This window comes from Planctomicrobium aquicomposti (assembly GCF_051466325.1).
Classification (GTDB): domain Bacteria; phylum Planctomycetota; class Planctomycetia; order Planctomycetales; family Planctomycetaceae; genus Planctomicrobium.
Genome location: NZ_CP195792.1, coordinates 3,012,404 through 3,024,998, shown reverse-complemented (window position 1 = coordinate 3,024,998; position 12,595 = coordinate 3,012,404). Strand labels below are relative to the sequence as shown.

9 protein-coding genes are annotated in these 12,595 nt (G+C 58.8%); 4 read left to right on the top strand and 5 right to left on the bottom strand.

Annotated elements, in window-relative coordinates; genetic code table 11:
- Window positions 1–358 precede the first annotated feature (358 nt).
- Together SH664x_RS11710 and aroB are read left to right on the top strand one after the other, a co-directional pair.
- On the top strand, window positions 359–919 hold the full coding sequence (locus tag SH664x_RS11710; RefSeq protein ID WP_437201108.1) for a hypothetical protein: 561 nt from the start codon (window positions 359–361) through the stop codon (window positions 917–919).
- Window positions 920–1,169: 250 nt separating this feature from the next.
- Window positions 1,170–2,375, top strand: coding sequence for a 3-dehydroquinate synthase (gene aroB, locus SH664x_RS11705; RefSeq protein ID WP_437201106.1), 1,206 nt, complete (start codon window positions 1,170–1,172; stop codon window positions 2,373–2,375).
- A 68-nt stretch (window positions 2,376–2,443) separates the two neighbouring features.
- Here the strand turns inward: aroB and SH664x_RS11700 are convergent, their stop codons facing one another.
- The 4 genes from SH664x_RS11700 to SH664x_RS11685 form a co-directional block, all read right to left on the bottom strand.
- The gene (locus tag SH664x_RS11700) at window positions 2,444–3,598 is read right to left on the bottom strand and encodes a hypothetical protein (RefSeq protein ID WP_437201104.1); all 1,155 of its coding nucleotides are present in this window, start codon (window positions 3,596–3,598) and stop codon (window positions 2,444–2,446) included.
- A 608-nt stretch (window positions 3,599–4,206) separates the two neighbouring features.
- Entirely contained in the window at window positions 4,207–5,508 is a 1,302-nt protein-coding gene (locus tag SH664x_RS11695; RefSeq protein WP_437201102.1) for a hypothetical protein, read from the bottom strand.
- Window positions 5,509–5,550: 42 nt separating this feature from the next.
- Window positions 5,551–6,369 carry a hypothetical protein gene (locus tag SH664x_RS11690; protein ID WP_437201100.1) on the bottom strand — a complete coding sequence of 273 codons (819 nt, stop codon included), beginning with the start codon at window positions 6,367–6,369 and terminating at the stop codon, window positions 5,551–5,553.
- 195 nt (window positions 6,370–6,564) lie between these two features.
- Window positions 6,565–7,320, bottom strand: coding sequence for a hypothetical protein (locus SH664x_RS11685; RefSeq protein ID WP_437201098.1), 756 nt, complete (start codon window positions 7,318–7,320; stop codon window positions 6,565–6,567).
- Between the two features lie 289 nt (window positions 7,321–7,609).
- On the opposite strand from SH664x_RS11685, the gene SH664x_RS11680 reads away from it, so the two are divergent.
- Both SH664x_RS11680 and SH664x_RS11675 read left to right on the top strand, forming a co-directional pair.
- Window positions 7,610–8,974: an EF-hand domain-containing protein gene (locus SH664x_RS11680; RefSeq protein WP_437201096.1), complete on the top strand. Its 1,365-nt coding sequence runs from the start codon at window positions 7,610–7,612 to the stop codon at window positions 8,972–8,974.
- A gap of 380 nt (window positions 8,975–9,354) precedes the next feature.
- On the top strand, window positions 9,355–10,887 hold the full coding sequence (locus SH664x_RS11675) for an AI-2E family transporter (protein ID WP_437201094.1): 1,533 nt from the start codon (window positions 9,355–9,357) through the stop codon (window positions 10,885–10,887).
- A gap of 125 nt (window positions 10,888–11,012) precedes the next feature.
- Here SH664x_RS11675 and SH664x_RS11670 read toward each other — a convergent pair whose 3' ends face one another.
- Window positions 11,013–12,278 (bottom strand): acyltransferase family protein, encoded by a 1,266-nt coding sequence (locus SH664x_RS11670; protein ID WP_437201092.1) that lies wholly within the window; start codon window positions 12,276–12,278, stop codon window positions 11,013–11,015.
- Between the last annotated feature and the right edge of the window lie 317 nt (window positions 12,279–12,595).

Here is a 12,595-nt window from a genome sequence, read left to right as displayed (position 1 = left end):
GGGGAAGAGATCGAATACGGATGGCCGTTCATTGTTCTCGATTTTCTCCGTCGGAACAGGTCCCGTCGAAGATTCTCGACATTTTATCGACGGAAAATTCGGTCCCTTCTCCTCGCTGAAGAGGTGGGAGAGCCCCCCTGTTTTGCAGGTCGATCCGGGAGCCATCGACTGGCTTTCCACAGCCAGACAGCCTGCGGCAGGGCACAGGGGGAAGCGAGTTCCTTCAACCGGGACGAGCCCTGCCGTCCGTCCATTTGAAAGTGAATTCGGGCGCTGTGGGCAGGCATTTGATTGACATTCAGCAGACGCAGGTCATGATCAGAGTAGAGAAATTCACTCCACCAGAGGAGCTTCAGACATGTTTCGGCCGTCACTTGCAGTTCTCAGCCTTGCAGCTTTGTTGTTCGTCGGCGTCCAGACGAGCGATGCTGAAGCCGGCGGCTGGTATCGCCCCTACCGACACCGCGGTTACTACGGGAATTATGGAAACTACGGGTTGTATCCGAGTTACGGATTCTACCGTGGTTACGGTTACAGCACGGTTGGCTACTCCACCGGCTACCGGGGACTCGGTTACGGTTACGGGTATGGAAATCCCTATTACTACGGCGGCAGCCTGTACAACGCCGGTTACGGCTACGGGTATGGCAGTGGATACGGAAGCGGCTACGGCCTGAGCTACGGGTACGGCTACACGCCGTTGTACACCCCTTACGCCGCTGGATATGCAGGTTACGGATACCCCGGAGCCCGTTACGGCTCGACCTACACCAACACCCCGTACGTCAGCTTCACACCGATGTCTTACACGACGGACTATGCTCCTTACGTGTACGGTGCTTCCTATTATAGCGGCGTGCCTGTCGGGACCTACGGAACAAGCTATGGGTATTCCCCCATGTGCGGCTGCGGAAACTAGTGGATTTCACCAGCCGCTGTCTCTGATTGCATTCGACGCAATATCGGCTGTTTAGTCAACTGGGTCTTGACAGCATTGTGAACCGATCAAGTGTCACTCGGACTCAGGTTGTTGATCCCTCGTGATCGACCTTTCATTTCCGCAGCGAGAACGGGCGAACCAGGCAGACGCAGGATTGAGTCAACCTGGAGATTCGAATGTGCGGCTGTGACGACGGGACTCCTCCCGTTGATCACAGCCTTTTTGTTTAATGATCAACGTCGCGACGACCGCAGACAGCTGTAACGTTCGCGAACAGGACGATGCGACCTTGCCCCTCATCACTCAATCTGCAGACCACCGTATCATTTCCGTTTCGCTCGGTGACCGCAGCTACGATATCGTCGTCGGTCAGAACCTGCTGTCGACGGCCGGCACAGCCATCACCCGCTGGCTCCAGGGTCGGTTTGGTTCTTCGTCGCAGCAGAAAGGACTGATCATCACCGACAGCAATGTCGCCCGGCACGCGGAACTGGTTCAGCAAAGTTTGCAGGCATCCGGGATGCGGACCGAGATCCTGACCTTGGAACCGGGAGAGAACGCCAAGCGGCTCGAGAATATCTCAGCGGGTTGGGACAAGCTGGTGCAGATGCATGCTGACCGCCGGACGCTGGTGGTGGCTGTTGGCGGAGGTGTCGTCGGGGATGCCGCCGGTTTTGTGGCGGCGACATTTGCACGGGGAGTTCCCTTTGTGCAGGTGCCGACCACCCTGTTGGCGGATGTGGACAGTTCTGTCGGTGGGAAGGTCGGCATTAACCATCCCCTGGCGAAGAACTTGATCGGTGCATTCCATCAGCCCTTCGGCGTGCTGATTGATCTGCGTGCGCTGGAGACATTGCCTGATCGCGAGTTCCGCGCCGGGCTCGCCGAGGTTGTCAAATACGGTGTGATCCTCGACAGCGGATTCTTTGAGTATCTGGAGCGGAATGCCGTCGACATCAATGCCCGCGATGCGGCGGCACTGGGCTATGCGATTTCCCGGAGCTGTGAACTCAAGGCGCAGGTGGTCGAAGAGGATGAATACGAAACCACCGGGCTCCGTGCCGTGCTCAATTACGGACATACATTTGGCCATGCCTTCGAAGCACTGGCTGGATACGGCGAACTCCTGCACGGAGAAGGAGTCTCGATCGGCATGATCTATGCCAGCCGGCTCGCGGAGCGACTTGGCAGGATATCAGCGGCGGAGACCCAGCGTCAGCTCGCGCTGCTGGAGGCATTCGGCCTGCCGGTGAACCTGCCGAACCCGGCAGCATTCAGCGCGGACGATGTTCTCGACCGCATGCTTCTTGACAAGAAGACGGTTGGAGGAAGCCTGCGTTTCGTGCTTCCCACCCGGATCGGTCATGTCGAACTGGTGAAGGGCGTTCCGGTCGCACTGGTGCGCGACGTTCTGCAGGCGGGCGGGATTCACTGAGAAGTGCGAGGCTGACGCGTCATTGCGGCTGCCCGATCGCAGCCGCTAAAACCGGTCTTTCCCAGTGATCAGTAACGGAACCCGGCCCGCGCGATGAAGGCGTCGTCAATATCATATCCAGTGCCCGGGGACTTGTAGCGGACCTCCCGGTTAAACACGAAGCCAGCTTCCACGAAGCTCGTGATCCAGCCTGTTTCCCATCGGAAGCCACCGGTCAGGCGAATATCGGCCAGCTGCACCTGTGTGGTCTGTCCCAGCATTTGCGGATGCACCTGATAGGCTTCCACGTGGTATTCGCCAGCGACATACATCCAGGTCGGGATGCCCCAAGGGGTTCCCACGAAGACACTGATGCGGGGGGTCGGGAAAATCAGGCGGAGTTCCCAGATATCGTTCGGTGTCCAGACCAGCCCCCCGTAAGGAAGGACGATCGTGTCGACCCGATCCCAGTAAAAAGCACCCAGGGCCCACAGGAATTCCGGCGAAGCCCGCCAGTATCCGACAGCCTGAGCATCGAACATCCAGGCCTTGCTCGTCAGTGAGGTTTCAAAGTCGGTGCCGACAGACGGATTGAACGACAGCTCATAAGTGATGCCGTTGTAGTTCGGGGACTGCAAGGCCATTCCCAGCCCAATCCGATAACCGTTCGCCGGCATGTCGTTGGTCGGCAGCGGATCTTTCGGACCATTCCAGGAGCGGTAGCCGAACTGTGGGGCGATCGTTCCGATCCAGCCATTGGGGGAGATCTGTCCGGTGTACGCTTTCTCGATATCGACACCGGTGATTCCAAACTGCCCCACGTTCGGGCCGGAGGTGTCCTGCTTGGGAATCCAGAACGCATCGAGGCGGTCGTTCCAGCCGAACTTCACGGGCTGCGACCCGTTCATACCATAAGTGTAATACGCGGGAGCCTGCGGCATGGCGTAGGGGCCGATCGGCGCATTCGAGGACCAGGGGTCCTGCATGATGGGGGCCGGATAACTGGGAGCCATCTGGGTGGCGAACGGGTCGACCATCCCATTCGGCATCGGTTGAATTGCCCCGGGCTGGTAAAACGTCGTCGTCTCCTGCGGAGACATCATGGGAACAGCGGCTTGTGGGCTTTGTCCCCGGTAGAAAACGTCTTCGGACTCTGTGAGAGCCTGTTCGAACGGCGATACGGTTTCTGCAGCTGCAGCCGTGGCAAAGCCGAGTGCCAGCAGAAGGAAAAAGGAGGTTCTCACAGGGACATCCTTGTCACGTCGAGGGGAGATTGAGAGAGGGGAGTGCGTGATGCGAGGGGAGTTGAGGCGGCGAATTGTCGAAAAATTCGAGAATCCGTCAAGATCGACTCAAGTTCAAACCGAATGCAGCCGCAGGGAGTGACACCGCCGCCTCCCCCGAGGGGAAGGGGGTCTCGCCAGGAGCTCATAACCTTTTACGAGACAGTTAGTTAAAACAGTTTCAGGCGAGAGGCCGAGAAACGGGTGGCGTCAGTTGCCCTTTGTCGAATTCTCCCATCCAGTCGATTTCGAACACCGATCCGGGGGGCAATTTTCCAATTTCTCGTCGCCACGCACTCAGGTCGATTGTTTACGGAAGAGGGCCGCTTCAAGGCGGGCCATGTCAAACGTCGCCTGCCTGTGTCCGGTGCCCCAGGAATCGGTTTCGCAAGGAGAGAACAGGCTCTTAGCCCGCCTGCGGCACCGACTCTTCTGTCGACGGCACCTCTGCCGGATCCCCTTTCTCCCAACAGAAAAGGAGTGCGCCAAAGGTCTGGCGACACTCCTTTTCAGATTGGCAAGTCGTCTCCGCGACCGTGCGACGTCACCGTGAGATTTCACCGTCCGGTTCAGTCGAAGAAGAACCGCTCAGCCGCCTTCACCGTCGCCGGATCGGTCTCCCGGAGGTGCTTCAGGTTCGCTGTCGCTTTCTCGACATGCGGCCCGATCACCTTCGGGGCGTTGCTGGCGGGTTCCTGCTTCGGCTCCGCTGCCACCGTTGAGTCGGCAGCCTTGTCACCTGCTTCGGCCGAAGCATCGGTGCCCGGAGTGGTTTTCGCAGGAGTGGTGCCCTCCTTCTCTGCGATCAGCATAAAGCGAATGATGGCCCGCTTGATCGCCGGGACGTCGTAGTTCTTGTCCTGATACATCTGCATGAGCCGGTCCATAATTGACCAGTCGTTCCAGCGGGCAAGGTCCACGATCACGAGGTCTGCAAGAGTGGGGCGATCCAGCAGCAGTCGCATGGAAGCCCGCAAATCTTCAGCCGGAATCCGACCTTTGCCATAGGTCCACATGAACCGCAGCGCCTGCATGGCGGCGAATGTTTCACTGAAGGGAACGTCCGCATTGATCAACTTGCTCTCGTTGATGGTTTTCAACCCCGGAGTCCCGGCGAGCAGCAGATACCCTCCCATGACTCCATCGATTCCGAGCCGGAAGGTGTCGGTTTCCTTGATGATCAGTTCCTTCATGAATTCCGCATCTTCGGGTTTGCCACAGAGTCCCAGCAGCAACCCGTACAGCCCGATATGTGTCGGTTCCGTATCGGGATCTTTCAGCCATCCGATGATCTTTTCGCGTGGCATGCGGTCCGCGAGCGGAACGATATCTTCATAGGGAGCATTGGAAAACTCGCTGTAGGCGTCGACCGCGATCAGCGTATCGGGGAATTCCAGAAATTTGAGGAAGTAAGCCAGCCGTTCGGTCGGCGGGGATTCCTTGCTGGGTGCCTGCACGATGTAGTTGAAGCTCGTTTCGGTCACTTCGAGCGGAGTGCTCCATTCGATCGCTCCGTCAACGACTGTCCCCAGGAGGAGGTAAAGGTCCCCCTTATTGCCGGTGCGGAATCGGTCGAGCGTGACGGTCTTCCCCTTCTCCAGCTTCTGGGTCTCATCCCGGACCACCTGCAGAATCTCGTATTCGGTCTCGCCGATGAAGCTCTTCTCGCGATCGGCCGGCTTGCCTCCGACCCACTGCACCAGAATGCCCGCCTGAGCAGCATCGAGCTGCTCCGCCAGAGTGAGTGACGGAGCGCTGCAGAAAGGGCAGGCAGTGGCGACCGGAAGGATACTCGCCATCCCCCAGGCAATGACACCCAGTAAAAATGCCGAGCAGATGCGGAACGCGGTACGACGCAGAATGGGGTTCATAGTGCCATCAGTTTCAGTTTGCATGGAAAAGTCTGCTCTGCATTACTTGTCGATGACCTGAGCATCATGCAGGAAATAGAGCCACGAGTTATCCGGATCGCTGAAGTCTGCTTCGATTTCGAAGGTCCCGATCACATCGAACGAGTGACCTTCGATAAAACGGGTCGTTTTTCCGGCAGCCAGCCGCACGCCGATTTTATCATAGATCTTGGCATTGGGCCCAAAGCAGCAGACCCCGTTGTCACGGACGAAGATGAAACCGCCGAGTCCCTCGGCTCGAGCGGGAGGGTACATCCAGCCGCGAAGAATGATTCGTTTGCCGTTCAGCCCCTTGAGCCAGTCGGGCATCAAGTCGACCGCTTCCGGGACGACTTTTTCCATATTGATGACGCGCAGCAGGTCGATGTCATCGAAATTCACACGCAGCGCCTTGGCTGCCTTCTCTTCTGAAAACTCCCGGGTCGGGACCAGCACTCTTAGTCCTGTATCGGGCCCGGACGATGAGGCTTCGGCGGGGGGAGCTGGGGTTTCCTGACTCGTGGACATGGCGGGGGTCGATTCCGCTGGTGTCACCACGGCTGCGGGGGCCTCACGTGCCACCTCTTCAGGAGGAGCGGCCGCTTGTGGGGCAGGCTTCTCGGGAATCGTTTCCCCCGAAGCCTTCGCCAAATCAGGAGAGGAAATGTCTTCTTTGCCGGGAGCGGGTTCAGGCTGGGACTGCGGAGTGCTGGCAACGTCACCGACCCGCTGAGTTTCCGGCTCGTCCGAAAGGACGTGGGTTTGGGGTGATCCGTTGGAGCAGCCAGAGAGCTGAGCCAGAGCCAGTAGCCCCACGACGAGAGTTATTGAGAGCTCCTTCATGGAATACTCCGATTGACGTTTCCCAAGCCTGCTGCTGTCCGGGTCTGACGTTCAGGGTCCAGCGGCGAAGACAGGCACCGTAAGGTCAGGTGACGGCTCGGGATAGGTCGCTGTTGCGGGTCTGCGGAATAGAGGCGTCGGGCTGGACGCGACTGTTCGGGGCAAATGGAGGCAGGGAGGCAGCGGGGAGGAGTCTCAAAAATCGCTGACACGAGTGGAAAACTTATCGCACTCAATCAGGTAAATTGGCGCTTTGTCGTCGTTCGGATCAAAGTTGTCGTTTCTTTTAAATTTTCCGGAGACGGCGACTTTACCGGCACAGTAATCAATCGACTTGCCGTCCGCCATATACACGCCAATCCGATCCCACAGGGCGGGGTTGGCACCAAAGCAGCAGTTTTCGTTGTCCTTCACAAACAGGAAGGCCTTCAGGTCCCGCAACTGCCCGGTCTGGTAAATAAAGCCTTTGATAAAAATATCCTTGCCGATGAGTGCTTCAACGTCCGGATGGAATTTGGTCACCCCATTTTCCTGAACGAACTTCTTGTCGGAGATGTCTTTCACAAAGTTCACTCGCTCATAACCTTGTGGAACTTCAGTCTGATAGGCATAAACCTGAAAGGCAATTCCGGAGAAGAAGAACAATGTGGCGATCACCAGACCCGCGATGGCGACTCCCTGCCCTCCATAAGCACCGGCGGAACGCCGTGTGATCCAGAGTCCAATCCCGCTCAGCGCTGCGGCGACAAGGCACAAGGGGAGCACCATCCACAGGAAGACGGCGACGCCCGACAGAATGGCCATGACCAGTCCCACCGCCGAGATGGAAGGGACCGGTCGGTAATTGAATTCGTTCAAATCTGCGGCAGAGGTGCTGCGATCGAAGCCATCAGCGGCAACGCTGTCGCCAGAGCGGCGCGCCGTCTGAAGATCGAGAACATCGGTGCTCACTGTCACATCTCCTGCGAATTGCGATCTCAACCTGCATTCTGATGCGAAAGCCCCACACGTCCCTGCGTGAAACCCCGCCCCCCACACGCTGAAAGTATAACCAGCCGCGACTGCGTCCGGGAAATGAAAACAGCTTTCCCATTGGATATTTTACACGCCGGGGCGGCCGGGATGAGGAATTCACTGAATTTTCACCGGGGATTTCGTTACCGTCCACCCCCGGTCGGGGTTTGAACAGCTGGAATCCACGTTTTTCTGTGGAATTCGTCCAATCCGGGAGATTCGAGAAATGGTCCGTCCTCTGAAAATCGCTGCATTTCTGACTGTCTGCGGCGGAGCCTTCCCGGTTTTGGCCCAGAATCCCCTGCTGGACGTCTTCATTGAGCTGGACCGGAACCAGGATGGGCAGCTCACCTCGGACGAAATCCCGGAGAGCCAGCAACCGTTTTTCGATCGGGTGATGCGTCTCGGGGACAAGGACAAAAACAATGTTCTGACCAAAGCCGAGTTTTTAGAGGCACTGGACCAGCCGAGCGAACCGGTCACCCCGCCAGAGGGCCGCGGAGGGCTCGGTGTGACACCGCGGCCCGACCCCGAGCAGCTCTTCCAGCGTCTTGACAGAAACAAAGATGGCAAGCTGACGAGTGATGAACTCCCTCCGGAAGGTCCGCTTCAGGAGGCGCTCCAGCGTGAGGGGCGGACCGAGATCAGTCGCGATCAGTTCTTGGCGGCTCTGCAGGCGTCGCAGGGACCTCGCCCCCGGCCGCCGGAAGGGGGACCAGGTGCACGGGGGCCGATGCTCCGGCAGCTTGACAAAAACGGAGACGGCAAAATCTCGCGCGATGAGATCCCAGAAAACCTGCGTGAACAATTCAACCCGATTTTTGACCGTCTCGGAAGCAATGAAATTCCCCTTGAGGGCTTGAGGGATTTCGCACGTTCCCGGTTTGCAGGTCCGACGGGCCGTCCCGAGACCCGTCCGGTTGATCGCGGAGGTGAGAGGGAGATGCGACGACCTGAAGGACGTGCTTCTCGTGACGGTCGTGGTCCCGATCGCTTGGGGAATCGTCGGCCTGCTCCGCCGGATGATCACATTCCCGCTGTCGTTCTCGCGCTGGATGCCAATGGGGATGGCCGAGTCACAAAAGAAGAGATGTTTAATGTTGTCATGATCTTCGAACGACTGGATCGCAACGGCGATGGCGAACTCGATTACGCGGAACTGATTGGGCATCCCTCCGAGAGAGGGCCAGAAGCCCCTCGCGAGCGCGGCAGTGACATGGCGGGACCGCGCGACAGTGAACCTCGTGACAGTGAACCGCGCCGACCGCAGGGGCAGGGCTTCGATCCGGCACAACTCTTCAGCCGGCTCGACTCCAATGGGGATGGCGCTCTCACCAAGGAAGAACTTCCTGAACGGATGCAGGCTCGCTTCGACGAGATGGACCACGACCACGATGGCAAAGTGACTGTCGAGGAGTGGACGAAACGGATGGAGCAGGTTCGGCGTGAGGCAAGGGATGGCCGGGGGCCCGGTGGTCCTGAAGGTCGTCGACCGCCGATGGGCAATCCTTCTCCGGGCACCCCGCAGAAGGAAGGTGATGCGGGACCCGCAGAGCCCGCAGCTCCTGATGCCGTCAACCGCGGAACCTGATTTCTCTCCCGACAAGAGATCGAGTTTCGCCCTCAGCGGGCAACGCCAGATGAAACTGCGTTCCGTGCTCTAGGACCGTCGGCCTTCTGCCCTGCGCCGTCGCCATTCATACCTTCCGCCCTGAGATTTTCAGGGTGAAGGGTGGAATCAGGGCCGATGCCACGGTGCGCTCGCAGGGTCTCTGAACCTCAGATGTTCCCCGCGGAGCAGATGTTTTCCAGCGGAAGGAATCGTCCGCAAGGGACCAAGTGGATTGTATGGCGGCGAGCAATCGATCTTTCGGCGGGCTAACTTCTGGTCACTTGTCGTTCGCTTCGGCTGAGGCATATCCTGTCATTTCCACATCTCTGTCGGCCTCACTGGAATGATTGATGCGCAGCATGCCACGGCTCATTTCACTCGCAGTTCTTCTGTTGATGATCTCCATTCTCGGAGTCACTTTTTTCAAGGTCGTGGCTCCGTTCCTGCTTCCCCTGTTTCTGGCGGCGATGACCGCGATCATTTGTCAGCCGCTTTACCGCTATTTTCTGATGCGGTGCCGGAACCATCTGGGAGCAGCCGCTGCGCTGACCACGTTCACGCTGATGGCGGCCATCATGATTCCCCTGATGACCGGAGTGATGCTGGCCTCGCTGCAGCTGTACAAGTTCTCTGCGTCGCTGGGAGATGACAAGGAAGTCCGGCAGAAGACAAAGGAGTTTGTGAAGCGCTCCGTTGAGTTTGGCAACGGATTCCTGCCGGCGAGCCTCCAGGCCGATCCGGATCTGATTTATCAGGAACTGAAAACGTCGCTCGAACTGGAGTTGAGCAAGATAGGAAATCGGTCCCTGGGACGGGGGGATATCGAAGTCACACCTTTGCCCATCAACGAGGAGACTGCGGAAGAGGCCAGCAGCCACGAGGGTGAGAAGTCGGAGCTGATGGAGAATGTGACTGTCGAATCGGAACAGGCGTCGCTTGCCGCGCTGGGAGAGACGACGCCCCCCGAGGTTGTGACTCCTCCGGCGGCTGCGGCAACCACACCTCCACCCGCAACTGGGGTGACAACTCCCTCGACAACGTCTCCCCCGGCGAGTGCGACCAACGCTGCGAACGCTACGAACACGGCGGACGCCTCGGGAGGCTCTTCATCGATCTCGATCGGTCGGGCTGCCGCCGGCGCTGCCGGGACAACGCTGAGCGTCCTCACGGGCACAGCCGGGTTGCTGGTACGATTTCTCATCGGCCTGATGATGTATGCCGTCGCACTGTTCTACTTCCTGGCGGATGGGACAATGCTGCTCCGTGCGGCAGAGACGCTGATTCCGGTTCATGCGGATTACCAGCGGCAATTGTTCACCGAGTTTTCCAAAGCGGTCCGATCGGTCGTGATGGCCACGTTCTTTGCTGCCATTGCGCAAGGTGTCTGTACGACCTTGGCGCTTTGGTTCTTCGGATTTGAACACATCTTCGTGCTGTTCGTGCTGGCGACTCTGGGAGCCATGATTCCACTGGCAGGAACCTGGCTGGTGTGGCTCCCCTGTGCCATCTACCTGTTTGCGCATGGACATGCGATTCAGGCGGGGATTCTCGCGCTCTATGGAACGCTGTTCGTCGGCTTTCTCGATAACGTGATCCGCACGTATGTGCTCAACAGCAATGTCAAACTGCACCCGCTGCTCGCGTTTATCAGCGTGTTGGGGGGAATTCAGACGATGGGGCTGTGGGGGGTGTTCATCGGGCCGATTGTCGCTTCGTGTCTGCACGCTCTGGTCAAGATTTTCAATCTGGAACTGATCCAGCTGTCGCGCGAGCGTCAAACCCGCTCGCTGGAAGGGGCAGTCGGTGAACCGCTTCCGGTCCCCCAGATCGCTCCGGTGACGGGAGTGATTCCGGCAGCGGCCGCACCGGCGGCGACTCCGCCCGGCAAGTGAGAGGTCACAGAGTGCAGGTTGCTCATCCCTGTGCCCGCGCAGCAGGCGTTTGTTGTGATGAAATGCTCATCGCCACGTAGCGAGAACGGGGCCATTGACAGCGAAGATGCTCGATTCTGACTCGGTCAGGCAGCCGCTCGTTCTGTCGCAGGTGCTGTCGCCAGCGGTCGGGGCAGCGACGGTTCCTGCACTCCATGCAGCAGCCGTCCGAGCGGGGTCCGGCGGACACAGACTTCAAATGAGGCCAGGCACAGCACGAGTGTCAGTCCTACGACCAGCAGCGTCTCCAGTTCTGCAGAAAGCGCCAGTAACCGGAGATCGATCTGGATCAACGCAGCCAGCGGATGATGGACCAGATAGATCCAGAATGACGCCTTGGCGAGATAGCTGACCACAGCAGGCAGGCGAGCGGCTGGTGAGCACATCGCCAGACCGAACAGACTTCCTGACATCAGCATCCCGAAAAATGCAAACAGCACCGGGACGACGGTGTCGGCGGCCTGCTCCTGCTGTTCCAGGTAGTGCAGCAACTCCGGCCACAGCAGAGCCCAGAGTCCCGCAGCGGTGAGTGCTCCGACGACAAAATCGCTCCGGATCAGACGCGACGAAATTTTCTGCCAGTGCCAGCCCAGCGTGAAGGGGACGCTGTAATAGAAGAGATTGGCTGCCAGTGGGAAAAATGCGTTACGGAACCCGATGACGATTCGGGGTTCCTGCGAGAGAGTCACCGCAGCCACGGCCAACGCGAGGAGGCAGGCGCCCAATCGGATCGGCCAGCTCCATTCGCTTTGCTTCGGTGAAGTCTGAGTCGCTTGCGATGAAGCGAGATATCGGTCCCGCAGCACTGTCAGTCCGCAGGCGGCGAAGCTGAAAAACAGGACGTAGGCGAGATACCACAAATGCGACAAGCCCCACAGGGCATCTCCCAGTTCGCCCCGAACTTTCAGACTTCGCAATTTGGAGATCGGAATCAGGTCGAGATCAACCCAGCCCAGGAGCCACGCGTACAGGTCGACTGGCAGGACGACGACCATCGCAAACAGCAGCGGGCCCCCGATGCGCAGCAGCCGGTGCTTCAGGAAATCGACTGCACCCCGTTGTCGCAGCAGCTGCCCTGCCAGACAGCCGGTCATCAGGAAGAAGACCGGCATGATGAAGCCGTTGATTCCCCAGCAGACGGCGTTGACAGCCGCACTGGTTTCCGGAGACGTAGTGGCCCAGATCAGACCGGGGAGCGGGTGAGTCAGGTAAGGGATGCCTGCGTGCAAAATCACGACGCAAATCGCTGCGACCGCTCGCAGCCAATCAAGCCCCGCAACCCGGGGATTGGTCGGTTTGGAGGCCGGATTCGTAACCGGCATCTCCAATGTCAGGATGCGTTCGTTGCCCATGGCTCTCGCGACATTCCGGTCCCCGTTCTGACTGGAGTCAGACCGTTGCGAATCGCGGGATGGGAACGGGAAAATGGGGGGCATACAGTTCGCCGGGCGCGCGGGCTGCGGGAAGAACGGGAGGAATTGGAATTGGAATTGGAAGGGGAGACCGCGAGGGGTCGCGATCGGTCGAATGAAGGAGATGAGAATTGTGACGGGGCGAACCGGTCGAGATCACGGATTGCGGTTAAAACCATCCGGATCTGTCACGTCAATGATTTGAAGCAGGCAGGGCGGGAATCGATTCTTCCCGGTGAAACACTGCGCACGACTGC

What these genes read in the sequence shown, in the direction of transcription:
- SH664x_RS11710 (WP_437201108.1), top strand. Translation starts at nt 359, where the DNA reads ATGTTTCGGCCGTCACTTGCAGTTCTCAGCCTTGCAGCTTTGTTGTTC.
- aroB (WP_437201106.1), top strand. Translation starts at nt 1,170, where the DNA reads ATGATCAACGTCGCGACGACCGCAGACAGCTGTAACGTTCGCGAACAG.
- SH664x_RS11695 (WP_437201102.1), bottom strand. Translation starts at nt 5,508, where the DNA reads ATGAACCCCATTCTGCGTCGTACCGCGTTCCGCATCTGCTCGGCATTT.
- SH664x_RS11690 (WP_437201100.1), bottom strand. Translation starts at nt 6,369, where the DNA reads ATGAAGGAGCTCTCAATAACTCTCGTCGTGGGGCTACTGGCTCTGGCT.
- SH664x_RS11680 (WP_437201096.1), top strand. Translation starts at nt 7,610, where the DNA reads ATGGTCCGTCCTCTGAAAATCGCTGCATTTCTGACTGTCTGCGGCGGA.
- SH664x_RS11675 (WP_437201094.1), top strand. Translation starts at nt 9,355, where the DNA reads ATGCCACGGCTCATTTCACTCGCAGTTCTTCTGTTGATGATCTCCATT.
- SH664x_RS11670 (WP_437201092.1), bottom strand. Translation starts at nt 12,278, where the DNA reads ATGGGCAACGAACGCATCCTGACATTGGAGATGCCGGTTACGAATCCG.